Source organism: Pseudoxanthomonas sp. 68-E7 (assembly GCF_057773145.1).
The window spans coordinates 31,843-57,367 of record NZ_JBYMTI010000002.1; the positions used below are offsets into that span (position 1 = coordinate 31,843).

Sequence of the window (25,525 nt, forward strand, 5' to 3'; positions counted from 1 at the left end):
TCAGGCCTTGGCCATGCGCAGATCCGGACGCGCGAGCAGGGTCTGGTACAGCGCGACGTAGTCGTTCGCCATCGCGGTCGCCGAGAAGCGCCGCTCGAAAGTCTCGCGGATGCGCGCGCGCGGCAGCCGGTCCACCTGTTCCACCGCCGTGACCGCCGTCGCGATCGAGTCGACGATATGGCCGGTGACGCCTTCCTCCACCACTTCCGGAACGGCGCCGCAACGCCATCCGATCACCGGCGTGCCGCAGGCCATGGCCTCGATCATCACCAGCCCGAAAGGTTCGGGCCAGTCGATCGGGAACAGCAGCGCACGCGCGTTGCCCAGGAACGCCGGTTTCTCGCTGTCGCTGATTTCGCCGATGAATTCCACGCCGTCCTGTTCGAGCAGCGGACGGATGGTCTCGCGGAAGTACACCCGGTCATGGGTATCCACCTTGGCCGCGATGCGCAGCGGCAGGCCGACCCGGCGCGCGATCGCGATGGCGCGATCCAGCCGCTTCTCGCGCGACACGCGGCCCAGGAACGCGAGGTAGTCGCCGCTGGGTGCCGGCGCCGGCGCGTACAGGTCCTCGGGCAGGCCGTGATAGACCGTGCCCAGCCAGTTGGCCCAGGGGATCGGCCGGCGCTGGCTCTCGGAAATGGACACCAGCGGAAACTCCGGCCAGCGCCGGTAGTAGGCCGGCAGGTCCTTCTTGTCCTGGCGTCCGTGCAGGGTGCTCACGGTATGCGCGGCATGGGATTCGAACAGCGGGAACGGAAGCAGGTCGATATGGAAGTGCAGGATGTCGAATTCGTCGGCGCGCCGGGCCACGTCGGCCAGCATCGCCAGGTGGGCGGCGACCGGTGACTTCAACGGCGACTCGTCCAGCCGGATCGCGCACTCGCGCCCCGGTGCGAGGATGGCCGACGTGCGCGAGTCGCCGGAAGCGAACAGCGTCACCTCATGGCCAGCGGCCACCAGTGCCTCGGTCAGATAGGAAACCACCCGTTCCGTGCCGCCATACAGGCGCGGTGGCACCGCTTCCAGCAGGGGGGAAATCTGCGCGATCCTCATTGCGGCGTTGCTCCGGCTAGCGCGCCGACGCGTGGTCCGGGCGGCGCGGGGGTGATGGCGCCCGCGCCGCCGCGAAGCCGCGGGCCGCTGCGCAGGGTGTCGAGGAAATGGCGTGCCCAGTGGCCGACATCGTTGCCGCGCAGGCGCGCCATCAACGCATGCCAGCGGTCCTGGCGTTCGCGCAGCGGCATGCCCGCGGCGATGTCGATGGCTTCGGCGACCGCATCCAGATCGTGCGGGTTGACGATCAGCGCCTCGGTCAGTTCCTCGGCGGCGCCGGCGAAGCGCGACAGCACGAGCACGCCGGGATCCTGTGGTGCTTGCGCGGCCAGGTATTCCTTGGCGACCAGGTTCATGCCGTCGCGCAGCGGCGTGACCAGGCCGACGGCGGCGGCGCGGTGGAAACCCGCCAGCACCGGCTGCGGAAAGCTGTCGTTGATGTAGCGGATTGGCGTCCATTCCGGCTTGGCATGGCGACCATTGATATGACCGGCCAGGCCTTCGAGTTCGCGACGCACGTCCTGGTATTCGGGGACACGGGTGCGGCTGGGCGGCGCGATCTGCAGGTAGGTCAGCTGGCCCGCCGATGGCGCACCGCTTTCCAGGTGCCGCTCGAACGCGCGGAAGCGTTCCGGCAGGCCCTTCGAATAGTCCAGCCGGTCCACGCCGATCGCCAGCCGGCGTCCGGACAGGCTGGCGCGCAGTTCGCGCTCGGCTCGCTGCGCCTGTTCGCTTCGCGCATGGGACACCAGCGCCTCGACATCGATGCCGATCGGGAAGGCGCCGCTGTGGCCACGGCTGGCGATGCCGTGCTGGCGCAGCGCATGGCGATAGTTGTCGAGATCGGTGCGGGTCTGGAATCCGGTGAGGTCGTGGCAAGCCAGTGCATCCAGCAGATCGCGGTGGACGGGCAGGGCATGCAGCACGTCCGGCGGAGGCATCGGGATATGCAGGAAGAAGCCGATCCGGTTGGACACCCCGAGCTCGCGCAGGCAGCGCGCCAATGGAATCAGGTGGTAGTCGTGGATCCACACCGTGTCGTCCGCGCGCAGCTGGCCGGCCAATGCCTCGGCGAAACGGCGGTTCACCCGCAGCCAGGCCTCGTGGTGCTCGCGGTGGTAGTCGACCAGGTCGATCCGGTAGTGGAACAACGGCCAGAGCACGCGATTGGCGAAGCCGTGGTAGTACGCGTCGAAGTCATCGGCGGGCAGATCCAGGAGCGCGTACTCCAGGCGTCCATCACGCACCGACTCCAGCGGTCGCCGCGCGTCGCTGGCCATGCGCCCGCTCCAGCCCAGCCAGAGCGCCGGACCATCGTCCATCGCCGCCGCCAGCGCCACCGCCAGGCCGCCGGTCTGGGTTTCCCCCGGCAGCGCCACGCGATTGGAGACCAGCACGATACGTCCCCTATCGCCGCGTTCGCGAAGCGATGGCCGGGGTCGTGCATCGATGTTCATGCGATTACCTCGTTGTTCAATGAGTCGAGCAGCCAGCGCCGGACGTCACCCGGGTTCGCCAGCCGGTAGCGCGCGACGGTGGGACGCCTGGCGCCGACCAGTACGCTGATGCCGCCCAGTGCATTGACCTGCGCGAATCCGGGTTCATCGGCCGGGTCGTCGCCGATGAAGGCGGGCCGCCGGCCCTGGAACGGCGGGATGGCCATGAACGCGGCGATGGCTTCGCCCTTGTCCATGCCCAGTGGCCGTATCTCGATGCCATGCGCGCCGGGATGCAGCCGGTGCCGCGGCAACCGCGATCGCACGCTGTCGGCGAAGGCGCCGAGCGCCGTTGCCGCTTCCGGCGCCGCGCGCCAATGCAGGAACAGGCAACCGCCACGACACTCCACCAGCGCGCCCGGATAGCGATTGGCGATGTCCTCCGCTTCCGCCGCCAGGGCGAGGAAGGCCGCATCCATGGCGGGCGCGGGCTCCCAACCGCCCGGCGTGCGCCGTTCCAACCCGTGCAGGCCGGCGGCCACCGCGATGCCGGTCGGCGCGAACAACGCATCCAGCGCCGCGACCGTGCGCCCGCTGACCAGCGCCAACGCACCGCCACATCTGCGTGACAGCACGGGCAGGGCCTGTTTGATCGCGGGGTCAATCCGCACCGCATCCGGCGTGGGCGCATGTTCGGCGAGCGAACCGTCGACATCCAGGAACAGCGCCCAGTCATCCTCGATCAGCGGTGGTTCCGCTGCCAGGGTACTTTCGCTTTCCATGTTTTCATCCTAGGTATCGTGGCGTGAGCGTCGCGTGGATGGACCTTCATCCATCGGCAACATTTCGCGCACGGCTCGTTTACCGCGTCCGCGCGAGGCTGCGACGACGCAGCGTGGCGGAACGACGACATGTCATCTGAACTGGGTGGGCAGCTGAACGTTTTGCTGGAGGTGCTGTACGCGATGGCGCTGGCCGGCAGCATCGGGGTGGAGCGCGAGATCAAGAACCGGCCCGCCGGATTCCGCACCCACATGCTGGTCGGTGGCGCGGCCGCCTTTCTGGTCGGCATCGGCGGCATGGTGATGAGCGAGAGCATGCGCGAGGCAAGTCCGACCCTGGTGGTGGATCCGTTCCGCCTGGTGGAGGCGGTGATCGCGGGCGTGTCCTTCATCGGCGCCGGAACCATCTTCGCCCAGCGCGGGGCAGGGACCGTGGTGGGCATCACCACCGCCGCCTCGCTGCTGATGGTCGCGGTGATTGGCGTGGCGGTCGGCTTCGACTACAACCTGCTGGCCTTCCTCGTCACCGCCGCGACCCTGTCGGTGCTGGTGCTGCTGGCCTGGATCGAACGCCTGATCGCCCGGCGCCGGCCGCCGGGCGGCGGTTCGCCTCCGCGGGCTTCCGCTTGAGCGCCATCGGGGGTATCTTCCGGGGCTGGGGGACGTTTGACCATTTCCGCTGCCTGGCCACTCACCGTTGCCATGACGGATACGCGCAAGGATTTGCCTATAGTTCGCTCCACCCGCTCAGTCGCCTGGTCGGGCGTCGTGCTGGCGCTCGTGCTCGCGTACCTGCTTGGCTATCTCGTCTACCGGGATCACCAATTGCGCCTGGACGCCGCCGAGCGCCAAAGCATGGCGCTGGCCGAAGGCACCGAACGCCTGCTGCGGCTTGAACTGCGCAATCTCGAACGCGCCATGGCCGGCATCGCCGGCGATGCCCAGCAGGCTTTCCGCACCGTGCCCGAATCGGCACCCGTCCTGCTGGGCGAAGCCGTGGCCGGGGTGGTGCAGCGCCACCAGGAACTGCACAGCATCGTCATCGTGGATGGACGTGGCCAGGCGATCACGCGGGGCAGCGGATTGCCGATCCCGCCACCGCCCCTGTCCGGCGCCGCCCCGTCGCGCGCACTGCGGTTCGGTGCACTGCAGCAGGTGGACGGCGAATGGGTGCTGCCGCTGCTGATGGCGATGGAAGACGGACGCTGGATCGTGACCCGGCTGCGGGTGGCGGAAATCCAGCGCCTGCTCGCGGGCCTGGATACCGGCCGGGACGGCGTGGTGACGGTGATGGATCACGCGGGCACGGTGCTGGCGCGCAGCCGTGACGCGGCGCGCTACATCGGCCATCGCTATCCGGAAATCCTCCCGTCCGGTCCGCCCTACGCCGCGAGCGTGATGAGCCGGCGGAGCGGCGTGGACGGGGTGGTCAGGATCACCTCGCGCATGCACCTGGACGACTACGGCGTGTTCGTCAGCGCGGGCCTGGGGCGCAGCGAAATCCTGCGCGACTGGTATCTGCTGCTGTTCGGTTCACTGGCGGTGTACGCGTTGTACTGGGCCGGCTTCCTGTACCTGTTGCGCCACATCCGCCAGGCCGCGCGCGCGCAGAACAGGCTCCTGTCCGAAGTCGGGCGTGCCGCGGAAGGATTGCGGCTGGCCCAGCGCATCGGCCGGACCGGCAGCTGGAGGGTGCATCGTTCGCCGCCGCGGGTCGAATGGTCCGAACAGGTATCGGAAATCTTCGGGCTGGGGCCGGAACGCAACAGCGCCTGCAGCGAGGAGTTCTACGCGCTGGTGCATCCGGAGGACCGCGAGCCCCTGCGGGCGCGTTTCGCCCAGGCCTGGCAGAGCCGCGAGCCGTTCGTCGCCGAATACCGGGTGGTCCGTCCCGACGGGCAGGTGCGCTGGCTGCTGACCCGGGGCGGCACGGTCGAGCAGGCCGGCGAGGTCACCGGCATGGCCGGCACCCTGCTGGACATCACCAACGAACGCAGCGCACAGGCGCGGGCGCTGGAAACCGAGCGCCAGTACCGCCTGCTGTTCGAGCGCAACCCGATGCCGTTCTGGGTTTTCGACCTGGAGACACTGCGATTCCTGGAGGTCAACGACGCCGCGGTCCGGCGCTACGGCTACAGCCGCGAGGAATTCCTGGCGATGACCGTGCTGGATATCCGTCCGCCGCGCGATTCGGTGGATGTCCTGCAGTCGTTGAGCGAACCGGCGCCCTCGCCGGAGGGCGAGCTGTGGAAGCACCTGAAGAAGGACGGCAGCGTCATCGACGTGCACGTGCGTACCGAAACCATCAATTACAACGGGCGGCCGGCGCGGCTGGTGCTGGCCGAGGACATCAGCGAAACGCTGGCCTACGAGCGCGAACTCAACTACCGGGCCAGTCACGACGCCGCCACCGGCCTGCTCAACCTGCCGGGACTCAAGACCCGGCTGGCCGCGGAAGCGAAGGGGCCGTACGCACTGGCCTATCTGCAGCTGCGGGGACTGGAACTGGTCACCGACAGCCTGGGCCAGGCGGTGGCGACCCGATTGCTGGATACCCTGGCCAACCGCCTGGAGACGCTCGCCGATCCCTGGGGCGAGACCGCGTTCGTGCCCTCGGAAGCCTTCGTGGTGGCGTTGCGCCCCGACGTGGACGTGGGCGCCGCCGTTGATGCGCTGCACCGCGCGATGACCCTGCCGGTCGAGCAGGGCGGATCGCGGCGTACCCTGGAAGCCTGGGTCGGCGTCGCCCATTTCGACGGCGCGGGATTCGAGAACGCGATCAGCCATGCCGCGCTGGCGGCGCACGTGGCACGCGCGCAGGGCATTCCCCATTGCACCTTCGACGCGCGGATGGCGCAGGCGGCCAGTGAACGCCTGCGCATGATCGGGCGCATCCACGTCTCGCTGGAACAGCGCGACTTCATGCTGTACTTCCAGCCCATTTACCGGCTGCAGGACCGCTATCCGGTCTGCCTGGAGGCGCTGCTGCGCTGGCCGCAGGCCGATGGCAGCTTCGTGCCGCCGTCGCAGTTCATTCCCCTGTCCGAGGACGCCGGCCTGATCCCCGCGCTGGGCGACTGGGTGATGGAAGAGGCGGCGCGTTGCCACCGCAAGCTGGTCGAAGCGGGCTGGGGCAACCTGCCCATCGCGGTCAACGTGTCGCCGGCGCAACTGCGCCGCGCGGATTTCGCCGACCGCCTGATCAGGCTGCACGAACGCTTCGGCCTGCCGCGCGGCGCGCTGCACATCGAAGTCACCGAGAGCATGCTGCTCGACAGCCCGGAAAGCACCATGCGTACGCTGCGGACCTTGCAGAAGCACGGCATCTGCACGTCGCTGGACGACTTCGGAACGGGTTTCTCCAGCATGTCCTACCTGCACCAGTTGCCGCTGGACGCGCTGAAGATCGACCAGGCGTTCGTGCGCAACGTCGCCGACGACGACCGCAGCGCGGCGATCTGCCATGCGATGATCTCGCTCGGGCACAGCCTGGGCCTGACCCTGGTCGCCGAAGGGGTGGAGACCCAGGCGCAACTGGACTGGCTGCATCGCCACCACTGCGATCAGGTGCAGGGGTATCTGCTGGCGCGGCCGATGGACCTGGCCCTTACCCTGGAACACCTGGCATCGACGGAACTCCCGGAGCGGCGCCAGGGCCGCTGAATGGACGCCGGGCCGTCGGGTTCAGTGCAGGCTCCAGATGTCCGGTATCAGCGCTTCGGCCGATTCGCGGAAGCCATCCTCGAAGTGTGGCGGCAGGCCAAGCGGGAAGTTCTCCGCGGCCACCTGCAGGCAGGCGATCAGGCGCGTCTGCACGGGTTCATCCACCGACTGCATGACGGTGGAGGCCACGTAGCCCATCACCGCCAACTGGCCCTGCAGCCTGCCGAAGTGTTCCAGCATGTTCGCCACGAGCTGGTCCTGTCGCTGGATACGCTGCTCCATCGCCGGCTCCAGCCGACGGCAGGCCACCTCCAGTTCGGCCAGCCGGGTTTCGATCGAACGCTTGTCCATGCACCTCTCCTGCTTGGCTTGGCAGGACTCCACTTTGCGGTGCGGGCATCAAGAGAACGTGTGCAGCGGAAAGCGGAGAACCGGATGGCGATCCAGACGAGGGTTGACCCGCCATTCCTCGCGGCCGGGATGGCCTGAGGCCGGTTCTCCTTGTGGGGCTGCCGGTCAAGGCTGGACTCGCGAAGAGTCGTTTCCACTGAATGCGCAGCCGGCCGGGATGTTCTCCGGTATCCACGCGGGAAAGTCTGCGCCTGGCGGGGGAAACCTGGGGTGCAGGAGCGGTCCATGCTTCGTTAACAAGCAGGCACGGCCGCGCGCGTTCATCACGCAATAGGGCCGTTCGGGGAGTTCAGTTGATGGGCGCGGCACGCAACAGGCGCGGTTCATGGCCCAGCGGATGCGTCGTCAAGCCGCTGCAATCCACGCAGGCGTCATCCAGGGGCGCCAGCGGCTGGCGCCAGCCCAGCACGTACCAGCCTTCATCGTCCTCGGCGGGAAAATCGGCATGCCAGGCCCGGCCGTCGTAGCGGCCGTTGAACCAACCGGTGATGTCGTCGATGGAACAGGCGTAGATGGCCAGCGGCACGTTCACCGGCGGCGCGCGTTCGGGCAGGTAACAGCACGGGGAATCCGCAAGCGGACTCATGTGGTCTCCTGCGTGCCGCGCACGCGATGACAGGGAAAGTCGCTTCTACTCCCGAGGCCGGCAAGAGCGTGTATGCATCCGCGGTGGTTTCCGTTAAGGGGTGATGCACGCATTCGCGCGCGGCTGTCACGGCATGTTTGCACACGGAACGCTAGAACATCACCAGCGCGGCTTGGCCGCGCGATTTTCTCCCCACCCGACGGCAAGGAGTATCCGATGGCACGCTCATCCATGACCGACCAGACCCAGGTGAACGAACTGCTGCTGCAGGCGCTGGAAACCGAGCGCGGCGGCATCCAGGTCTATACCGCGGCGATCGAGGCGGCGCAGAACGAGGACCTGAAGGAAGAATGGCAGAAGTACCTGGACGAAACCCGCCAGCACGAGCAGATCCTGCTGGACGTGTTCGAACAGCTGGGCAAGGACCCGGAAGCGGCCAGTCCCGGTCGCGAAGTCGTCGCCCATCATGGCCGCTCACTGGTGAAGGCGATCCGGATGGCGATGGCCAGCGCCGATCCCGCGGCGGCGGAACTGGTGGCGGCCGAATGCGTGGTACTGGCCGAAACCAAGGATCACCAGAACTGGGAGCTGATCGGCCGGGTCGCCGAGAAGGCGGGCAAGCAGGAAGGCAAGATCCTCAAGGCAGCGCACGACCAGGTGGAAAAGGAAGAGGATCATCACCTCTACCACACCCGCGGCTGGGCGCGTGAACTGTGGATCCAGTCGCTTGGCTTGCCCGCGGTATTGCCTCCGCCGGAAGAGGAACGCAACGTCGAAACCGCAATCGGCGCCGCGCGTGCCGAGCAATCGCGCGACAAGATGATGTAGGAGATGACCATGGGTACCGTTCGCAAGCCGGCCGGAGGCGGCAAGCGCGAGCTCATCGCGCCGAATGGCGACAAACGCCTGGTTCGCCGGGATGAGCGTGGCCGTTTCGAAGAAAGTGACGATCTGGGCCGTTCCCTGTCCAGGGACGTCCGGACCCACGCGACGCATCCGGCCAGACCGGGGCAGGGCGACCGCGGCGACCGCCGCCGCTGAGGCCATCCGCGGCACCCTTCCGTCGCATTCCGGTTGGCGCCGGGATGCGGCGGTGCCCCCCATGGTGAAAGCCGCGGGTACCGCCGCCGTCTGCGGCTTGGCCGCTCAGAACTCGTCGACGAACTCGACCGCCATGCCCAGGCTCTCCGCGCTGCGGATGATCAGTTCGCGGACCTCGTCGCCCGCACGCGGCCCGGGCACTTCTATCTCCAGGGCGTGAATGCCGCCGCTGCCCTGATCATCGACCAGTCCCGCGGAACTGGAATCATCGTCGTCCATGTGCGGCATCAGGTCCGCCACTTCCTCCACCCGTTCGACGCCGTCCACGCCGTGCACCACGCTGATCACCGTGGCGGCATCGGCTTCACTTCCGGTCAGGCGAACTCTCAGCACGGGCATGGGGAGATCTCGGGTTGGGGGAATGGGGGAGTACCCGATGAATCGGGGACGGGCCGGGTTTCGTTGCGGATGCTGTCCGCGCGACGGATTCACGTTTTCGCTGGAATGTGTGAGGAAGGACTTTCGGCATCCCGCATGAGCCGGGACCGCGACTCCGGAATCCCGGGCATTCATCCAGCTGTCCACCTCTTAAAGCGGATGCGCTGACGAGCGCGTGAAGAATATCCACATACACGCTCGACACGCCCGTACTGGCAGGCTGCGCGTCATCTCATCCTCGAAGTGGCGATGTACCGGGTCCTGATTGTCTGCGTCGGCAATATCTGCCGAAGTCCGATGGCCGAAGCCATCCTGAGCGCGCGGCTGGGCGGCGACGTCCATGTACGATCCGCCGGCCTGGCGGCGCGGATCGGTGATGGCGTGTATCCGATGGCCGCCGAGTTGTTGAAGGAAAATGGTCTGGGATTGGATCACCATGCCGCGCGCCAGATCGATCTGCAGATGCTGGCCGAGGCGGATCTGATCCTGGCGATGGAGAATCGCCAGCTCCGCGCACTCGCGGCGATCGCGCCACCGCTGCGCACGCGCATGCACCTGCTGGGGCGGTGGAAGGGGATGCGCGAGATACGCGATCCCTGCGGACGGCCGCGCGAGGAGTTCATCCGCACCTTCGAACTCATCGATTCGTGCGCACGCGCGTGGTGCGAACGCATGCCGATGAACGCCAGTTCACGAATGTGCGCGGTGCCTGCACACAGCTGAGCGATTGCCCGTGCGCACGTCGCGCTTTCATGCGCTCATCAAGATGCTGTCCGTAGATTCGCAACGGAACGAACCACTAACACGCGTATCACGTGGGACGGTGGTTTTGCCAGGGATGACCGGTTGGACAGGATGCCATCACGGACAAACGAGGAATTCTGGATGGAGCATCCGAGGATCATCGCCGCCAGCGCGATCGCGCTGGCGGTGACATTGTTCGCCATCTTCTCGATGCGACCGTGGGCGCGCCGGGTCGGCCTGGTGGACCGCCCCGACGACGACCGCAAGCACCACAACGGCCGCGTGCCGCTGATTGGCGGCATCTGCTTCTTCATCGGGCTGCTGGTGGGACTGGCCTACCTGGGCTTCATCGACCGCTTCGTCATGAGCGTGATGATGGGCGCCGCACTGATCGTGGCGATGGGCGTGGCCGATGACGTGGTCCACCTGACGGTGCAATCGCGGCTGCTGATCGAATCGGCGATCGTCGCGCTGGTGATCCTGAGCACCGGCTACTACGTCGACAATTTGGGCGGCCTGTTGCCGGGCGACATCCGCCTGGGCATCTGGGGCATCCCGCTGACCATCTTCGCGGTCATCGGGCTGATCAACGCCTTCAACATGCTGGACGGCATCGATGGCCTGGCCGCCTCCGTGGCGCTGGTCTGCATCGGCTCGGTGCTGATGTACGACCGCGCCGGCTGGACCGCGGTGGGCGCCATGCTGATGCTGCAGGTGCTGTTCGCCGCCCTGATTCCGTACATCTTCGCCAACCTGGGCTGGCCGGACGGGCGCAAGATCTTCATGGGGGACGCCGGCAGCATGGCGATCGGCTTCCTGCTGGGCTGGAGCCTGATCTACCTGAGCCATTCGCGGGTCGGCCGGCTGGCGCCGGTGGACGTGCTGTGGTGCGTGGCGCTGCCGGTGATGGATACGCTGGCGGTGATGTACCGGCGCATCCGCGTGGGGCGTTCGCCATTCGGCGCCGATCGCCAGCACTTGCATCACCTGCTGATGGACGAGGGCTTCTCGGCACGCACGACCCTGGCCCTGATGGTTGCCGCCGGCATTGGCCTGGCGCTGCTGGGCTTCGTGCTGCGCGCCGCCCCCGACCTGCTCAACCTGGCGTGCTTCATCGCCGCCACGGTGATGTATGTCGTGGGCCTGCCGCGCCTGCTGGAAACGCGCAAGCGCGGTTTCCGCTGGCGCTGGCGCCCGTCCACCGGGCTGGCGCGGTTCGTGCCGGCGCGCAACGCGGCGCGGGCGATGTCGGCGCCCGCCAGCAGCGAGGATCACGAGCCGTACCCGCTGGCCCGGGACGCCGATGGCAACGAACCCCTGCGGGCCCTGTGCGTGGTCGCGGCGACGCCGGAAGCGATGGGCGTGGCGCCGATCGCGCAGCGCCTGGCCGATGACGGCCGCTTCCAGACCAGCGTCTGCCTGGCCGAGGTACCCGGCACCGACGGCGAGGCCGCGCTGCGGCTGTTCGGCCTGGAGGCCCAGGAACGCCTGGCCGGCGACGATGGCACCGACGCGCTGGTCAACGGCGTGCGCGAGCTGCTCGATCAGTTGCGCCCGGATGTGGTGCTGGTGCCCGGCAACGGTCCGGCCACCTTCGCCCTGAGCCTGGCCGCGCATGCCGATGAAGTACCGGTGGTCTGCGTGGACGGCGATGCCAGCGTGGCCACGCCGTCGCACTGGCCCAACGAGGCCAGCCGCCGCATCGTCCAGTCGCTGGCGGCACTGCACGTGGCCGCCAGCGAGGACGCCGGCCAGCGCCTGCTGCTGGAAGGCGTGCCGGAAGACCGCGTGCTGGTGCAGGACGGCATCGTCGCCGAAAGCCTGCGCACCGGCCTGGACACCCTGCGCGGCGAACCGCGCTTGGGCAGCGCGATCGCCTGGCGATTCCCGTTCCTGCGCCCGGACAGCCCGCTGCTGATGGTGGCCTGCACCGCCGACCGCGCCGACGCCGCGCCGCTGGTCGAGGCATTGGAGATGATCGCCCGACGCCGTCCCGACGTGGACATCGTCTGGCCGCGCGAAGCCGCCGAGGCGAACGAGGCATCCGGCGCGCTGCACGCCTTCAACAACGTGCACATGCTGGAGCTGTCCGACTACCTGGCGTGGCTGCACCTGCTGGAGCGCGCGCAACTGGTGCTGGCGGGGCAGGGCAGCACATTCCCCGGACAACTGCCCGGCAAGCCGGTCCTGCGGGTGTGCGATACGCCGGGCAGCGACGGCATCGCCATCGGTACCACCGCGCTGGCCATCGCCGGACGGGTGCTGACCCTGCTCAGCGAGCCCGCCGTCTACCAGTCGCTGGCCACCGCGACCACCAACGACCCGCGCGCCGGATTGCCCGGCGACGAGGTTCCGGACGCGCTGATCCGCCTGCGCGCGGGCAAGCACGAATCCCAACCGCGCGAAGCCGACGACGTCCGCTACGCCTATGGCGTGCGCGAGGCGTCCTGATCGGCGTGCGTGATTTCCCTTTGGCAACGAGGTGACTTCCCCCATGGCCACTCAACTCATCACCCGAACGTTTCCGCCCGGCCCCGAGCTGACGCCCGCGCCCCGCGAGGGTGACGTCGATCTGCCGACCCTGGTGGCGACGCTCAACGAGAACAAGCGCGTGATCCTGTTCGGCACGGCGGTGTTCTTCCTCGCCAGCCTGCTGTACCTGGCCATCGTCACCCCGACCTACGAGGCCAACGCCGTGGTCCAGGTCGAGAACCGGCCCGCGATTCCGCCGGGCGTGAATCCCAATGCCGCCATGCAGGGCCCGCCCCCGATCTCCACCTCGCCGGGCGCGACCGAAGTGCAGTTGCTGACTTCGCGCCGGGTGATTGGCGAGGCAATGAGCCGGCTGGATCTGGACGTGGACGTGCAGCCGGCGCGGCTGCCGTTGCTGGGCGACTTCATCGCCCGTCGCTACCAGAAGTCGCATCCCGGCACGCTGGCCACGCCCTGGCTCGGCCTCGACCGCTATGGCTGGGGTGGCGAGGTGCTGGACATCGGCCGGATGGAAGTGCCGCGCGGGATGACCGGCACGCGCCTGCAAGTGATCGCCGGCGAGAACGGCCAGTACGTGCTGGCTTCCTCGGGCGGCGATGTGCTGCTGCGCGGCCGCGCCGGCGCGGTGGCGCAGTCCGGCGGCATCGTCATGCAGGTACAGCGGCTGGTCGCCAATCCGGGCATGCGTTTCGACGTGACCCGGCGCGATCCGTCCACGGTGATGGCGGCGCTGAAACAGGACATCACCGCCACCGAGCAGGGCCGCAACTCCGGCGTCATCGCGCTGACCTATGCCAACGCCGACCCCGAGCGTGCCCGCGCGGTGCTGGACGAGGTCACCCGCGAGTACGTGCACCAGAACGTCGCCCGCACCTCCGCCGAGGCCGCGAGCCGGTTGAAGTTCGTGACCGAGCAACTGCCCAACGTGCGCGAGGAGCTGGACAAGGCGCAGGCCGCGCTGCGCAATTTCCAGTCGCGCACCCAGACCCTGGACGTGGCGGTGCAGAACCGTGCGCTGCTGGACCAGACCATCGCGCTGGATTCGAGCATCCAGCAGCTGCGCATCCAGATGACCGAGGTCGCCAACCGCTTCACGCCCTCGCATCCGACCTACCAGACCCTGCAGAAGCAGATCAGCCAGTTCGAAGGCGAGCGCGCGGCCCTGCAGGGCAAGATCCACAACCTGCCGGATACCCAGCAGGGCCTGTTCCGCCTGAATCGCGACGTAGAAGTCACCAACCAGACCTACGCCAACCTGCTGGATCAGGCGCAGCAGCTGAACATCGCCCGCGCCAGCGCGGTCGGCAACGCACGCGTGATCGATCCGGCCGCGGTCAACCTCAACAGCCCGGCCTGGCCCAAGCCGCTGCCGGTGCTGGCCGCCGGCACCGCGCTGGGCGCGGTGCTGATGATCGCCTTCGTGCTGATGCGCCAGCTGTTCCGCCGCGGGGTCGAGGATCCGGTGGACATCGAGTTGCTGGGCCTGCCGGTGTATGCGTCGATTCCCTTCAGCGAGAAGGGCCACGAGCTGACCCAGCGCACCGGCAACCGCCGCCGCGAACGGCGCCAGCGCCTGCTGGCCCTGAGCGCGCCGTCCGACCTGGCGATGGAGGCGCTGCGCACGCTGCGCACCAGCCTGCACTTCGCCCGGATGAAGACCCGCAACAACCTGCTGATGATTTCCGCGCCCAGCCCGGGCGTGGGCAAGACCTTCGTCTGCGCCAACCTGGCGGTGACCATCGCCCAGACCGGGCAGCGCGTGCTGCTGATCGATGCCGACATGCGTCGCGGCACGCTGCATGACGCGGTCGGCGTGCGCTGGGAGGGCGGACTTTCCGATCTGATCATGGGCCGGATCGAACTGGAGGATGCCGTGCGCCGGGTCGCCGGCGCCGACAACCTGTCGTTCATTTCGCGCGGCGCGATTCCGTCCAATCCGTCCGAACTGCTGATGCACGAGAACTTCACCGCGTTGCTGAAGGACGTCGCGCAGGACTACGACATCGTGCTGATCGATACCCCGCCGGTGCTGGCGGTGACCGACGCGGCGGTGATCGGCCAGCACGCCGGCACCTGCCTGCTGGTGGTGCGCTGGGGCCTGAACCAGCAGCGCGAGATCGCCCTGGCCAAGCAGCGCCTGGAGCAGAACGGTGTCGAGGTGAAGGGCGCCATCTTCAACGGCGTCGAGAAGCGCGGGGCAGGGCAGTACGCCTACACCTACTACGAGTACCTGCCCGCGCCACGCACCGCCGGTTCCCGCTGATCCCCCCACAAGGACGCGCCATGCAGATCACGATGTCCCCGTACTACGGGAAGCCCGACTTTTCCCCGCTGGCGGCGGCGCCGGCGCAGCGCATCGACCCCGTGTCGGTGGCCGACCTGCTGCGCAATGCCTTCGTCTATCCGCCGCACTCCATCTATGAAGGCATCAAGCTGGTCACGTTCGGGTTCTCGCCCGAGCAGGACATGCACACCACGCCGCGCTTCCGCTTCAAGTTCCGCAATGCCGGCGAGGTGCCCGAGGTGGCCAGCCATCCGCAGGACTGGATCGCCGTCTATCACCGCAAGCTGTGCGAGGCGATCGAAAAATCCTGCGCATCGATGGCCTCGCCCTGGCTGCTGCAGAGCGGCGGCAAGGATTCGACCACGCTGGCCATCGCCCTGGCCGACGCCCGTCCCGATGCCACCTGCATCACCTATCTGGGCGGGCGCGAGGAGAACGAGGTCGATTCCGCCCGCCAGGTCGCGCGGCGACTGGGCCTGCGCCACGAATCGCTGGTCTGCGATCCGGGTCGTGCCTATGACCGCTACCTGGCGCTGGCGGAGCGAATGCCCCTGCTCACCGCGGACTTCGCCCTGCTGTCTTACGCCGACCTCGGTACCGAAGTACGTGCGCGCGGCGGCGACGGCGTGATCGACGGCCTGGGTGCCGACAGCTACTTCGGCACTCCGGTCGATCGGCAGCACCAGGTCCTGGGCAGGCTGGCGCGCGACGTGCGGCTACCGCTGGATCTCACCGCGCTGCCCGGGGTGGACCGCAGCTTCGAGGCCTGTTTCCTGCTCGGCACCCTGCAGATGACCCCGATCGAACGTGTGTTCCCGGGCTCGCGCTTCAGCGATGCGGAAGTGGACGCGCTGTTCGGGCATCCGATCTCGCGTCGATCGCGGGCGCGGATGACGCTGTTCCAGGAAGAGATCGCCACCGCCACCAGCGAATGGGAATGGCGCGACATGTCGATGTCGATCGCCGGTTCGGCGGGTGCTTTCGCCAAGGGCCTGTACACCGCCGACGCGCTGGGCCTGGAAGCGGCCTATCCGTTCTGCGACTACGATCTGCGCGAGTGGATCCACCATGAGGTGCCGCGGCGGCAGAAGGTCGATCCGGAAACGGGCGTCAACAAGATGCTGATCCGGCGCCATATCGCCACCCATTTCGCGGAACTGCCGTACGTCCAGCGCAAGGGCAGCTTCCGCTTCGACCTGTGCGGCCTGGCCGCGCAACGGTTCGACCAGGTCCATGACTACGCGCGCGCGCTGGCGGAGTTGTTGCCGGGCGCGGCGCCGTGGCTGGAACGCAACCGGCGCCGGCTGGACAACAAGTACCACGCCTCCAAGTTCTACCTGCTGGCCATCGTCTTGCCGTGGCTGGCGGCGCGTGGCGCGGCGGCGACACCGGTCGCACGCGAGGAAGCGGCCTGACGGTGGACCGCCATCGACGCCGCTGCCTGCACGGCCTGCTGGCGGGTGGCCTGCTCGCCGGCACCGCGTGGCCAGGCCTGGCGAAATCGTCGGCGCCCGCTGGTGCGCGCCTGGACGTGCGCGACTTCGGCGCCCGCGGCGACGGCCGCCAGGACGATACCCGCGCGTTCCAGGCGGCGATCGACGCCTTGCCGGATGCCGGCGGAACAGTCGTCGTGCCGGCCGGCAACTATCTGATCAATCCGTTGCGCAGCGTGCGACTGCGCAGCCGCGTGCACCTGTCGATGGCGGCCGACACCCGGCTGGTCGCCATGAGCAACGCCGCCCCGCGCGCCTATGTCCTGCTGCTGCAGCAGGTGGAGGACGTCGAAGTGTCGGGCGGCCGCATCATCGGCGACCGCGAGCGGCACCTGGCCACCACCGGTGAATGGGGCCACGGGGTGATGGTGCGCGGCAGCGGGCGGATCCGCCTGCACGACCTGCACATCACCCGCTGCTGGGGCGACGGCATTTCCGTCGGCGGCCTGTCCGGCGTGGCGGGGGGCGCGCCACTGCCCAGCCGCGACGTACTGATCCAGGACGTGGTCTGCCAGGGCAACCGCCGCCAGGGACTCACCATCGGCCGTTCCCGCCAGGTCCGGGTGCGGCGCTGTTCGTTCGTGGATACCGGCGGGATATTGCCCGGTTGCGGCATCGACATCGAACCGGATCCGGGGGGCGACGCGCGCGACATCGTGATCGAGGACTGCCTGGCCCAGGGCAATCACGGCGCCGGCATCCAGTTGTACGAGCGCGTCCACGACGTCACCATCCGCCGTTGCCGCATCCTCGACAACCGCGGCGACGGCATCCACCTGCGCGCGGCGCGGGGCGGTGTCATCGAGGGCAACGAGATCCGCGGCAACGGCCTGCGCGGGATCGCGATCCGCGCCGCCAGCCGCGACTTCCATCTGCGCGACAACCGGATCGGCGGCAACTCCGGCGCGGTGGCCGCACGCAGGCGCGAAGCCGGCGAGCGCGGCTGGATGAACGTGGACGTCGCCCGCGGCGCGGATGGCATCCGCATAGAGGCCAGCAGCCGTCCAGGCCGCTGATGATCGGTGGAGCCCTTGTGTAGGAGCGACGTGAGTCGCGACGCCGCTGCGGTTGATGGGGCGCGACTCACGTCGTTCCTGCAGGGCGAATCATGTTGGAAAAAGCGCGCGAACAGCGGACTCGACCATGGAATCGGGTAAAGGAAACCCGCTGTTTCCTCCCTCAACCTGAATCATTTTGCGCGCGGTTTTTGAGCATGCTCACAGATACGAAACCAGCATCTGTACGACGCGCGTGGAACCCCTATAGTCACACCGTCGCGGGTACCCGCGACATCTCCTTGGTTTTCCTTTAGTGACGGGTCAATTGACCCGCAGGGGTCATGGCTGTGAAAAACAATGCACTCGTGCACGACGTGCGCGAGGCAGGGACGCCTCGGCGCGAATTTCTGCGCAAATCCTTGCTGCTGGCGCTGCCGGCGGCGCTCTACGCGACAGGCGTTCCCAAGGTGCTGGCGGCGGTCTACTCGCCACCCGCCCGCGTGCGGGGCAGCACCACCCTGAGCGTGCGTGACTGGGGCGCCCGTGGCGACGGCGCGACCGACGACACCACCGCGTTCCAGTACGCCATCGATGCGCTGCCCTCCACCGGCGGCACGGTGGTGGTGCCGGCGGGCGATTACGTCATCGATCCGACCCGCAACGTCCGCCTGCGCAGCAACATGCACCTGCTGTTGCAGGAGGGCGCCCGGCTGCGCGCCAAGCGCAACGACAAGGAGCGCGCCTACGTGCTGATGGCCTACAAGGTCAGCAACGTGGAGATTTCCGGCGGCCAGATCATCGGCGACCGCGAAACCCACCTGGGCACGACCGGTGAATGGGGCCACGGCATCATGATCCGGGGTTCCTCGAAAGTCACCGTGCGCGACATCCATGTGTCCAAGTGCTGGGGCGACGGCATCTCGATTGGCGGCGCGATGGTCACCAATGCACCGACCATCGCCTGCAGCGACGTGGTCATCGCCAACGTGGTCTGCACCGGCAACCGTCGCCAGGGCCTGACCATCGGCCATGCGATCGGGGTCAAGGTCTACGACAGCGAATTCAGCGACTGCAACGGCATCGCGCCGGCCTGCGGCATCGACATCGAACCCGACGTCGGCGACCTGCGCACCACCTCCAACGTGCACATCGAGAACTGCCACATCCACGGCAATGCCGGCAACGGCATCCTGGTGTACAAGCGGGTCAAGGGCGTCACCATCAAGCGCTGCACCATCGAGTACAACGGCGGCCACGGCATCCTGACCATCGGTCCGGAAAGCGGCTACATCGCCCAGAACACCATCCGCCACAACTACCTGGTCGGCATGATGTTCGGCAGCGCCACCCGCAGCTACCAGTACAGCGGCAACATTTCGCGCAACAACAACACCCGCCTGCATGGCGTCAACAAGACGGTTTATCCGCTCACCTACATGACCGGGTTCGTTGACGGCAACAAGGGCAACGGCGCGCACGTGGCGCGGGTCAGCGACGTTTACGACATCCGGGTGACCACCAACGGCTACGCCAAATGATCCACGGGTGAGCCGGCGCTCAGCGTCATGACGAGCGCGTGCAGAGGCGGCCTCCGGGCCGCCTTTTTATTGCCTGTTTGTTGCATGACGCGCCGGTTTGGTGGTGAGCGCGTGAACGGTTTTGCGGACTCGACTTTCTAGAATCGGCACGACGCTTCCCCTACGGCGCCTGCATGAAGTTCATCCTGTTCGCGAATACAGACTGGTACCTCTACAACTTCCGACTTTCCACCGCGCTGCAGCTCCGATCGATGGGCATGGACGTGGTGATGGTGTCGCCTCCGGGCGACTTCGGCGACCGCTTCCAGACGCATGGCATCCGCTGGCGGCCCTTGCCGATGCAGCGTTCCAGCCTGAATCCCTGGCGCGAGGCCGGCACCCTGGCGCGGTTGGTGCAGCTGCTGCGCGAGGAACAGCCGGACCTCCTGCACAGCTTCACCCTCAAGTGCGCGGTGTACGGCGCGCTGGCCGCGCGCGTGGCGCGGGTGCCGGCGGTGGTCAACGCGGTCACCGGCCTGGGCTATGTGTTCTCCAGTGATCGCGCCAAGGCGCGGATGCTGCGGCCGCTGGTCTCGCTGCTGATGCGCGGCGCGCTGGGTGGCGAGCGTTCGCGGGTGATCCTGCAGAACCCCGACGATGCGCAGGCCTTCGCCGATGCGCGCCTGGCGCCACCGCACAACATCCGCCTGATCCGCGGCTCCGGCGTGGACCTCACCCGGTTCCTGCTGCGGGAGCCCGATGGCGCCACGCGACGCCCGCTGCGGGTGTTGCTGGCCGCGCGCCTGCTGCGCGAGAAGGGCATCCACGAGTACGCCGCCGCCGCCGCGCAATTGAAGGCGCAGGGCAGGGACATCCGGTTCCTGCTCGCCGGCATGCCCGACACCGGCAACCCGCATTCGGTGGCCGACGGGGAAGTGCGGGCCTGGCACGCGCAGGGCACGCTGGAGTGGCTGGGGCATGTCGACGACATGCCCGCGCTGCTGCGCACGGTCGACGTGATGGCGCTGCCGAGCTATTACCGGGAAGGCGTCCCGAAGAGCCTGATCGAGGCAGGCGCCTGCGGCATCGCGCTGGTCACCACCAACCTGCCGGGTTGCCGCGAGGTGGTCAGCCGCGACGGCGAGGACGGGCTGCACGTGGAACCCCGCAGCGCCGCCTCGCTGGCGCAGGTGATCGCCCGCCTGGATGATGACCGCGACCTGCTGCGGCGACTGGGCGAGCGCGCCCGTGCCCGCGCGCTCAGCGACTTCGACGAACGGGTGGTGATCCGCAAGACCTGCGAGGTCTATGGCGAACTGCTGCCGCTGCGGCTGCAGGGAGCGATGGCCGGATGATGCACAGGATCCTGCCCATGCCGCTGCGTCCCGCCCTGAGCGCGCTGTCCCTGCTGTGGTTGGCCACCGCCGTCGGCGCGGTGATGGTGTTCGCGGCGCAGACGCTGCTCGCGCGCCGTTTCGGTCCCGCCGAGTACGGCCTGTTCGCATCCTCGCTGGCGACCATCACCCTGGTCGCGCCGCTGGCCGGGTTCGGCCTGTCCCAGTTCCGGCTCAAGGCATTCGGCACGGAGGGCTGGCAGGCCGAACGCTGGCGTCGTGCTTCCGAGCGCTTCATCGCCGCCAGCACCACGCTGGCCGTGGTCGGCGTGGCCGCCTGGGCCGAATGGGGCCCCCCGGTCGATGCGCGCACCCGGCAATTGCTCTGGCTGCTCCTGCCGGTGGTCGTGGGATTGCTGGCGGTCGAGCAGATTGGAAGCAAGCTGCGGCTGGAGGAACGCTACGGCGCGCTGGCCGCCTGGCAACTATGGATGCCGCTGGGCCGGTTGCTGGTGGCGGGCTACGCGCTGGCCTGGTCGGGCATGCGGGTGGAGATGGTGGCGCTGGGCTACAGCCTCATCGCGGTGCTCGCGGTCCTCGGCGCGTGGCCGCAATGGCGGGCGATGGCGCGGGGTCGCTGGACCCTGCGCGGACATGGCGCGAAGCAGGAGGTGGCCTTGCCCGCGACGCTTCCCGGGGTGCGCGAGCTGTGCGTGCAGGCCTGGCCCTACGGCATGGCGGCGGTGCTGTACCCGGTGTTCTTCCAGATCGGTACGGTGTTGTTGAAGTACCTGGCCGGCGATGCGGCGGCGGGCCATTTCGGCATCGCGCTGGCGGTGATGACCGCGATCTACCTGTTCCCGGCCACCGTGTACCAGAAGTTCCTGCTGTCCAAGCTGCATCGCTGGGCGGTCCACGACAAGCCCCGCTTCCGCCAGGCCTATCGCTGGGGGGGCATCGCCATGCTGGCCAGCGGCATCGCCGGCGGCGTCGCGTTGGCGTTCGGCGCGGCGCTTGCACCGCAGATTTTCGGCGCCGGCTATCGCACCGTGGTGCCGCTGCTGCAGGTGCTGGCGCTGTGCGTGCCACTGCGTTTCCTGTCCACCGCGGTGGGTTCGGTGCTGCTCACCGAAGGGCACATGCGCTACCGGGTCGGCGCGATGGCGCTGGCCGCGCTGGCGGCGGTCCTGCTCAACCTGGCGCTGATTCCCGCGTTCGCCGAACTGGGCGCGGCCATCGCCACCGTCATCGCCGAAGCCTTGCTGCTCGGTCTCATGTACCGCGGTGCCCGTCGGGTCGACGCGCTGGAGCTGGACTGATGGATAGACCGCGTATCGCCTTCACCGGTTACTACGGAATGCGCAACTTCGGCGACGACCTGTTCGGCGTGATCTGCACGCGGGCGGCCGAGCGCTACTGGAACGCGGCGCCGCGCCTGGTCGGCCCGCCATTGGCGGGCATGGCCGGGGTCAGCACCGTGCCGGCGTTCTATCCCCGCGATTGGTACGGCGCGATGGGCGCGCTGGGCAAGGGCAGCCGCTTGCTCAGCTTCGCCAGCGCCACGGTGGGTTCGGATGTCCTGGTGATGGGCGGCGGTTCGGTGATCACCGCGCGCGAATCCTTCCGCAAGCCGATGATGCAGACGGCACGGCGCCGGCGCGGCCTGGAGCTGGCGGCGATCGGCGTTTCAATCGGCCCGTTCGCCAACCCGCAGCAGGAAGCGGCCTCCGCCTCCTTCCTCGATCGCTTCAGCTACATCTCCGTGCGCGATCGCCGGTCGTACGAATGGATCCAGCGCATGGGCCTGTCCACGCGCGCCCATCCCGGTTGTGATCTGGCGGTGCTTCTGCCGCGCCTGGCCGCGATGCCGGTGCGCGCGGAGCAGGCGCCGGAGGCGCCGATGCGGGTAGGCGTGGCGCCGTGCCGGTATGCCGAGGGCGGCGCGCATGGCGCACCGGCGATGCGGGCATGGGAGGACGCCTTCGTCGAGTCGATCCTGGCCGAAGCGCGCTCGCGCCGGCTGGTGGTCGATGTGTTCAGCCTCAACGAACATCCCCGGCACGGCGACGGCAACCTGGCCGAGACACTGGCCAGTCGCCTGCGCGCCGGTGGGGTGGCGGCAGAGGTGCTGCGCTATACCCAGCCGGATCCGTTGGCGATGGTGGCCGCGATTGGTCGTTGCGACGTGATGGTCAGCGCGCGGCTGCACGGGGCGATCGTCGCCTGGTTGTGCGGCGTGCCGTTCGTGATCATCGACTACCACCGCAAGTGCCGCGACTTCGCCGACGACATCGGCCTGCCACAGCGCCGCCGCATCACCACCGCGCAGGGCCATCCGTTCAGCGATGTCGTCGCCACCTTGCTGGCCGAACGGCGGTTGGAGTGCTCTTCACCCGGTGTATACGCCGATCGGGCGGAAGACATATTCAAATGCGCGCCATGGGCGCAGGAGCACGCATACGCATGAACCCGCATCTTTCGCCGGATTCCGCGGCCGCGCCGGTCAGCGTGGTGATTCCCTGTTATCGCTGCGCCGATACGATCGCCGCCTCGGTGGCATCGGTGGCCGCGCAGACGCGGCGACCCGCCGAAGTGATCCTGGTCGACGACGCCAGCGGCGACGGCACGCTCGACGCACTGCATGGCGTCGCCGCCGCCTATCCACCCGGATGGGTGGTGGTGGTCGCCGCGCCCGCCAACGGCGGCCCGTCGCAGGCGCGCAACCTGGGCTGGGAACGCGCTCGCCAGCCGTACCTCGCGTTCCTCGATGCCGACGACACCTGGGCGCCGCAGAAGATCGCGTTGCAGATCGCCGCGCTGGAGGCGGATCCGGGATTGGCCCTGATCGCCCATCGCATGGCGGTCCGCGAGCGTGGGGCCGGGCCGCTGCCATTGCACCCGCCGGTACGCACCATCCCGATCGGCCGGCGCCGCTTCCTGCTCAACAATCCTTTCCCGACCGCCTCGGTGATCCTGCGCCGGGATCTGCCATTCCGTTTCAACGAACGCTTCCGGCGGGTGGAGGATTTCCTGCTGTGGGCGGAGATCGGCTTCTCCGGCTATCGCTGCGCCAAGCTCAACCAGGTGCTGGCGTACTGGCACAAGCCCACCTACGGCGCCGGCGGCCTGAGCGGCGATCTGGACGCCATGCATCGGGCCGGACGAGAGGTCCGGCACGAACTGCTGCGGCGCGGGCTGGTCAGCCCGGCCGAACACTGGTTCGCGCGCGGCGTTGGCATCGTCCGGCGCACCCGTCGGCGGCTGCTGCTGGCGATGCGTTCGCGCCAGACCGGAGTGGCTTCGTGAACACCGTCCTCGCGCGCGATCTGCAGACCAGCCGGCGCAGCCAGATCGATACGATGGCGCGCGGCTGGCTGGGCCTGATCCTGCTGGTCGGCGTGGCACTGTTCGCCTGCTGGCTGGTGGGTACGCGCTCGCTCGACATCGGCAGCGACACCGAAACCTACGCCGGCTTCTTCGAGAACCTGGTGCAGGGCGTGCCGGAGACCCGGCTGGAGCCGGGTTTCGTCTACCTGAGCTACGCCTTGTATCAACTGGGCCTGGACGTCACCGGCTACCAGTTCGCCTTGTTCGCCCTGTTGCTGGTGCTGGTGGCGCTGGCGGTGCGGCGCTATCAGCGCTACCTGGAAACGCCGGTCACCTGGCAGACCCTGCTGTGCGCCTCGCTGCTGCTGCTGTTCGTCTCGCCGATGTTCACCAATGCCTCGATCAACGCGATCCGGCAAGGGCTGGCGGCGCCACTGGTGTTCGTGGCGCTGCTGGCCTTCCATCGGCGGCAGTGGGGCGGATTCTTCCTGGCCGGCGCGCTAGCGGCCAGCCTGCACCTTTCCTCCGCGATGTACCTGGTATGCGCGCCCGCGCTGCTGCTCAGCACCCGCTGGCTGCGCGTGCTGGCCGCCGGCGCGTTCCTGGCCTATGTATCCGGACTGTCGATGCTGGCGGTGCGCATGGCCACGCCGGGCTTCTACGACGTGGTGATGGAGTACACCGCCAATCCGCTGTATCGCTCGGGCGTGCGGGTCGACTTCGCGGTGTTCACCATCTTCTGGTACCTGCTGCCGCACCTGCTGGCGCCGCTGATCCAGGCCGGCTGGCGCCAGCGCATCATGGACAGCACCTCCGTCTATCTGGTCATGTCGCTGCCGTTCTTCATCATCGGCTGGGGCTTCTTCTCCAATCGCTACCTGCTGCCGGCCTGGCTGGCGGTCTCGATGATCCTGGCCGCGGTGCTGTGCCACGCGCGCATCGCGCCGCTGCGCAATCCGTTGCTGATCCGGATCGGCCTGCTGGCCTCGTGCGCGGTGTTCTACGTCTACGTCAGCCGCGGAATCGTCATATGAGTGGAGGCGCGATGTCGATGTTCAGGGATTTCGCGGTTTCGCTGACCTATCCACCCACGCTGACACTCACGCTGCTGGTGCTGGCGGCACTGCTGTGGTTGTGCCGTCGGCGCAGGCTTGGTGCGGGCGTGGCGATGGCGGCGTTGTTCTGGTCGGCGCTTTGGTCGTTCCCGTTCGCGTCCGACACCCTGCGCGGGCTGCTGGAAAACCGCTACCCGGTGGTGCGCGACGCGGCGCTCCTGCCATCGGCCGACGCCATCGTGGTGCTGGGCGGCGGCAGCCACTACGCCTGGCTGGATCGCCCCGACGTGCGTCCGGAGGATCTGCGCTACAGCCGGCTTGCCGCCGGTGCGCGCGCCTGGCAGGCCGGGCGCGCACCCATCGTGATCCTCAGCGGCGGCGGCGAGGGCGATACCACCGAGGCGCGCCGGATGGCCGATGCGATCGTGCGACTGGGCGTGCCGCGTTCGGCGCTGGTGCTGGAGGAACGCAGCCATAACACCCGCGACAACGCGCGCTACAGCCTGCCGTTGGCCGGCACCGCGCATCCGCGCCTGCTGCTGGTCACTTCCACCCTGCACATGCCGCGCGCGGCGCTGTTGTTCCGCCAGGCCGGTGCGCAGGTCATGCCGATGCCGGTGCCGGAGGGCAGGGCGCCGAAGCGCTGGTGGCGTTACTGGCTGCCGTCGCCGCGTGCGCTGTGGCGGAGTGGACGGGCGTTCAAGGAAATCGTCGCCCTGACCGCCGCGCACCTGCGTTTGTGAACAGGCGGTCCCCGCGCGTGCGCGCATCGGCGACACGCGTTCATCCGCCATTGTCTTCCCGCCGCCGTTCTTTTCACGCACTGCTTGCCACCATGACCGAGCGAACCCGGCCATGCCGGGGTTG

22 protein-coding genes are annotated in these 25,525 nt (G+C 68.4%); 16 read left to right on the forward strand and 6 right to left on the reverse strand.

What is annotated here, in order from left to right:
• From AC3DE2_RS04775 to otsB, 3 genes are read right to left on the reverse strand one after another with little or no spacing between them, the layout of a single operon-like run.
• Entirely contained in the window at positions 1 to 1,056 is a 1,056-nt protein-coding gene (locus AC3DE2_RS04775) for a glycosyltransferase family 4 protein (RefSeq protein WP_488425276.1), read from the reverse strand.
• Positions 1,053 to 2,513 carry an alpha,alpha-trehalose-phosphate synthase (UDP-forming) gene (locus AC3DE2_RS04780; protein WP_488425277.1) on the reverse strand — a complete coding sequence of 487 codons (1,461 nt, stop codon included), beginning with the start codon at positions 2,511 to 2,513 and terminating at the stop codon, positions 1,053 to 1,055. Before AC3DE2_RS04780 ends, AC3DE2_RS04775 begins: the two co-directional genes overlap by 4 nt.
• Entirely contained in the window at positions 2,510 to 3,274 is a 765-nt protein-coding gene (otsB, locus tag AC3DE2_RS04785) for a trehalose-phosphatase (protein ID WP_295379732.1), read from the reverse strand. The genes AC3DE2_RS04780 and otsB overlap by 4 nt, the downstream gene beginning before the upstream one ends.
• A 129-nt stretch (positions 3,275 to 3,403) precedes the next feature.
• On the opposite strand from otsB, the gene AC3DE2_RS04790 reads away from it, so the two are divergent.
• Both AC3DE2_RS04790 and AC3DE2_RS04795 read left to right on the forward strand, forming a co-directional pair.
• Positions 3,404 to 3,904 carry an MgtC/SapB family protein gene (locus tag AC3DE2_RS04790; protein ID WP_295379734.1) on the forward strand — a complete coding sequence of 167 codons (501 nt, stop codon included), beginning with the start codon at positions 3,404 to 3,406 and terminating at the stop codon, positions 3,902 to 3,904.
• A 72-nt stretch (positions 3,905 to 3,976) separates the two neighbouring features.
• On the forward strand, positions 3,977 to 6,937 hold the full coding sequence (locus AC3DE2_RS04795) for a bifunctional diguanylate cyclase/phosphodiesterase (protein WP_488425278.1): 2,961 nt from the start codon (positions 3,977 to 3,979) through the stop codon (positions 6,935 to 6,937).
• A 21-nt stretch (positions 6,938 to 6,958) separates the two neighbouring features.
• Here AC3DE2_RS04795 and AC3DE2_RS04800 read toward each other — a convergent pair whose 3' ends face one another.
• Together AC3DE2_RS04800 and AC3DE2_RS04805 are read right to left on the reverse strand one after the other, a co-directional pair.
• A complete protein-coding gene (locus tag AC3DE2_RS04800; RefSeq protein WP_295379739.1) occupies positions 6,959 to 7,288 on the reverse strand; it encodes a hypothetical protein in 330 nt (109 codons plus the stop codon).
• A gap of 349 nt (positions 7,289 to 7,637) precedes the next feature.
• Positions 7,638 to 7,934, reverse strand: a complete 297-nt coding sequence (locus tag AC3DE2_RS04805) for a hypothetical protein (protein WP_295379741.1) — start codon at positions 7,932 to 7,934, stop codon at positions 7,638 to 7,640.
• A gap of 216 nt (positions 7,935 to 8,150) precedes the next feature.
• Here AC3DE2_RS04805 and AC3DE2_RS04810 point away from each other — a divergent pair, with 216 nt between their 5' ends.
• Positions 8,151 to 8,762 (forward strand): ferritin-like domain-containing protein, encoded by a 612-nt coding sequence (locus AC3DE2_RS04810; protein WP_295379744.1) that lies wholly within the window; start codon positions 8,151 to 8,153, stop codon positions 8,760 to 8,762.
• A gap of 3 nt (positions 8,763 to 8,765) precedes the next feature.
• Complete coding sequence (locus AC3DE2_RS04815; RefSeq protein WP_488425279.1) at positions 8,766 to 8,975, forward strand: hypothetical protein; 210 nt, start codon at positions 8,766 to 8,768, stop codon at positions 8,973 to 8,975.
• Between the two features lie 105 nt (positions 8,976 to 9,080).
• On the opposite strand, the gene AC3DE2_RS04820 is transcribed toward AC3DE2_RS04815, so the two are convergent.
• On the reverse strand, positions 9,081 to 9,374 hold the full coding sequence (locus AC3DE2_RS04820; RefSeq protein ID WP_488425281.1) for a hypothetical protein: 294 nt from the start codon (positions 9,372 to 9,374) through the stop codon (positions 9,081 to 9,083).
• Positions 9,375 to 9,662: 288 nt separating this feature from the next.
• On the opposite strand from AC3DE2_RS04820, the gene AC3DE2_RS04825 reads away from it, so the two are divergent.
• The 12 genes from AC3DE2_RS04825 to AC3DE2_RS04880 all read left to right on the forward strand — a co-directional run bounded on the left by AC3DE2_RS04825 (position 9,663) and on the right by AC3DE2_RS04880 (position 25,401).
• Positions 9,663 to 10,136: a low molecular weight protein-tyrosine-phosphatase gene (locus AC3DE2_RS04825; RefSeq protein ID WP_488425282.1), complete on the forward strand. Its 474-nt coding sequence runs from the start codon at positions 9,663 to 9,665 to the stop codon at positions 10,134 to 10,136.
• Positions 10,137 to 10,298: 162 nt separating this feature from the next.
• Positions 10,299 to 12,608 (forward strand): UDP-N-acetylglucosamine 2-epimerase, encoded by a 2,310-nt coding sequence (locus AC3DE2_RS04830; RefSeq protein WP_295379754.1) that lies wholly within the window; start codon positions 10,299 to 10,301, stop codon positions 12,606 to 12,608.
• A 43-nt stretch (positions 12,609 to 12,651) separates the two neighbouring features.
• Complete coding sequence (locus AC3DE2_RS04835; protein WP_295379756.1) at positions 12,652 to 14,913, forward strand: polysaccharide biosynthesis tyrosine autokinase; 2,262 nt, start codon at positions 12,652 to 12,654, stop codon at positions 14,911 to 14,913.
• A 20-nt stretch (positions 14,914 to 14,933) separates the two neighbouring features.
• Positions 14,934 to 16,349: an asparagine synthase-related protein gene (locus AC3DE2_RS04840; protein ID WP_295379758.1), complete on the forward strand. Its 1,416-nt coding sequence runs from the start codon at positions 14,934 to 14,936 to the stop codon at positions 16,347 to 16,349.
• A gap of 2 nt (positions 16,350 to 16,351) precedes the next feature.
• Entirely contained in the window at positions 16,352 to 17,443 is a 1,092-nt protein-coding gene (locus AC3DE2_RS04845; protein WP_295379761.1) for a right-handed parallel beta-helix repeat-containing protein, read from the forward strand.
• A gap of 323 nt (positions 17,444 to 17,766) precedes the next feature.
• Positions 17,767 to 18,963 carry a right-handed parallel beta-helix repeat-containing protein gene (locus AC3DE2_RS04850; RefSeq protein WP_488425284.1) on the forward strand — a complete coding sequence of 399 codons (1,197 nt, stop codon included), beginning with the start codon at positions 17,767 to 17,769 and terminating at the stop codon, positions 18,961 to 18,963.
• Between the two features lie 173 nt (positions 18,964 to 19,136).
• Complete coding sequence (locus tag AC3DE2_RS04855) at positions 19,137 to 20,297, forward strand: glycosyltransferase family 4 protein (protein WP_295379765.1); 1,161 nt, start codon at positions 19,137 to 19,139, stop codon at positions 20,295 to 20,297.
• 17 nt (positions 20,298 to 20,314) lie between these two features.
• Positions 20,315 to 21,595, forward strand: coding sequence for a lipopolysaccharide biosynthesis protein (locus AC3DE2_RS04860; protein WP_295379767.1), 1,281 nt, complete (start codon positions 20,315 to 20,317; stop codon positions 21,593 to 21,595).
• Positions 21,595 to 22,743 carry a polysaccharide pyruvyl transferase family protein gene (locus AC3DE2_RS04865; protein WP_295379769.1) on the forward strand — a complete coding sequence of 383 codons (1,149 nt, stop codon included), beginning with the start codon at positions 21,595 to 21,597 and terminating at the stop codon, positions 22,741 to 22,743. The genes AC3DE2_RS04860 and AC3DE2_RS04865 overlap by 1 nt, the downstream gene beginning before the upstream one ends.
• Positions 22,740 to 23,582, forward strand: coding sequence for a glycosyltransferase family 2 protein (locus AC3DE2_RS04870; protein ID WP_295379771.1), 843 nt, complete (start codon positions 22,740 to 22,742; stop codon positions 23,580 to 23,582). The genes AC3DE2_RS04865 and AC3DE2_RS04870 overlap by 4 nt, the downstream gene beginning before the upstream one ends.
• Positions 23,579 to 24,637, forward strand: a complete 1,059-nt coding sequence (locus AC3DE2_RS04875; RefSeq protein WP_295379772.1) for an EpsG family protein — start codon at positions 23,579 to 23,581, stop codon at positions 24,635 to 24,637. The genes AC3DE2_RS04870 and AC3DE2_RS04875 overlap by 4 nt, the downstream gene beginning before the upstream one ends.
• Positions 24,638 to 24,648: 11 nt before the next feature.
• On the forward strand, positions 24,649 to 25,401 hold the full coding sequence (locus tag AC3DE2_RS04880; protein WP_295379775.1) for a YdcF family protein: 753 nt from the start codon (positions 24,649 to 24,651) through the stop codon (positions 25,399 to 25,401).
• The last annotated feature ends 124 nt before the right edge of the window (positions 25,402 to 25,525 follow it).

Excerpts from the sequence above, each read along its gene's own strand:
- AC3DE2_RS04775 (WP_488425276.1), bottom strand. The coding sequence starts at position 1,056 with ATGAGGATCGCGCAGATTTCCCCCCTGCTGGAAGCGGTGCCACCGCGC.
- AC3DE2_RS04780 (WP_488425277.1), bottom strand. The coding sequence starts at position 2,513 with ATGAACATCGATGCACGACCCCGGCCATCGCTTCGCGAACGCGGCGAT.
- otsB (WP_295379732.1), bottom strand. The coding sequence starts at position 3,274 with ATGGAAAGCGAAAGTACCCTGGCAGCGGAACCACCGCTGATCGAGGAT.
- AC3DE2_RS04790 (WP_295379734.1), top strand. The coding sequence starts at position 3,404 with ATGTCATCTGAACTGGGTGGGCAGCTGAACGTTTTGCTGGAGGTGCTG.
- AC3DE2_RS04795 (WP_488425278.1), top strand. The coding sequence starts at position 3,977 with ATGACGGATACGCGCAAGGATTTGCCTATAGTTCGCTCCACCCGCTCA.
- AC3DE2_RS04800 (WP_295379739.1), bottom strand. The coding sequence starts at position 7,288 with ATGGACAAGCGTTCGATCGAAACCCGGCTGGCCGAACTGGAGGTGGCC.
- AC3DE2_RS04805 (WP_295379741.1), bottom strand. The coding sequence starts at position 7,934 with ATGAGTCCGCTTGCGGATTCCCCGTGCTGTTACCTGCCCGAACGCGCG.
- AC3DE2_RS04810 (WP_295379744.1), top strand. The coding sequence starts at position 8,151 with ATGGCACGCTCATCCATGACCGACCAGACCCAGGTGAACGAACTGCTG.
- AC3DE2_RS04815 (WP_488425279.1), top strand. The coding sequence starts at position 8,766 with ATGACCATGGGTACCGTTCGCAAGCCGGCCGGAGGCGGCAAGCGCGAG.
- AC3DE2_RS04820 (WP_488425281.1), bottom strand. The coding sequence starts at position 9,374 with ATGCCCGTGCTGAGAGTTCGCCTGACCGGAAGTGAAGCCGATGCCGCC.
- AC3DE2_RS04825 (WP_488425282.1), top strand. The coding sequence starts at position 9,663 with ATGTACCGGGTCCTGATTGTCTGCGTCGGCAATATCTGCCGAAGTCCG.
- AC3DE2_RS04830 (WP_295379754.1), top strand. The coding sequence starts at position 10,299 with ATGGAGCATCCGAGGATCATCGCCGCCAGCGCGATCGCGCTGGCGGTG.
- AC3DE2_RS04835 (WP_295379756.1), top strand. The coding sequence starts at position 12,652 with ATGGCCACTCAACTCATCACCCGAACGTTTCCGCCCGGCCCCGAGCTG.
- AC3DE2_RS04840 (WP_295379758.1), top strand. The coding sequence starts at position 14,934 with ATGCAGATCACGATGTCCCCGTACTACGGGAAGCCCGACTTTTCCCCG.
- AC3DE2_RS04850 (WP_488425284.1), top strand. The coding sequence starts at position 17,767 with ATGGCTGTGAAAAACAATGCACTCGTGCACGACGTGCGCGAGGCAGGG.
- AC3DE2_RS04855 (WP_295379765.1), top strand. The coding sequence starts at position 19,137 with ATGAAGTTCATCCTGTTCGCGAATACAGACTGGTACCTCTACAACTTC.
- AC3DE2_RS04860 (WP_295379767.1), top strand. The coding sequence starts at position 20,315 with ATGCCGCTGCGTCCCGCCCTGAGCGCGCTGTCCCTGCTGTGGTTGGCC.
- AC3DE2_RS04865 (WP_295379769.1), top strand. The coding sequence starts at position 21,595 with ATGGATAGACCGCGTATCGCCTTCACCGGTTACTACGGAATGCGCAAC.
- AC3DE2_RS04870 (WP_295379771.1), top strand. The coding sequence starts at position 22,740 with ATGAACCCGCATCTTTCGCCGGATTCCGCGGCCGCGCCGGTCAGCGTG.
- AC3DE2_RS04880 (WP_295379775.1), top strand. The coding sequence starts at position 24,649 with ATGTCGATGTTCAGGGATTTCGCGGTTTCGCTGACCTATCCACCCACG.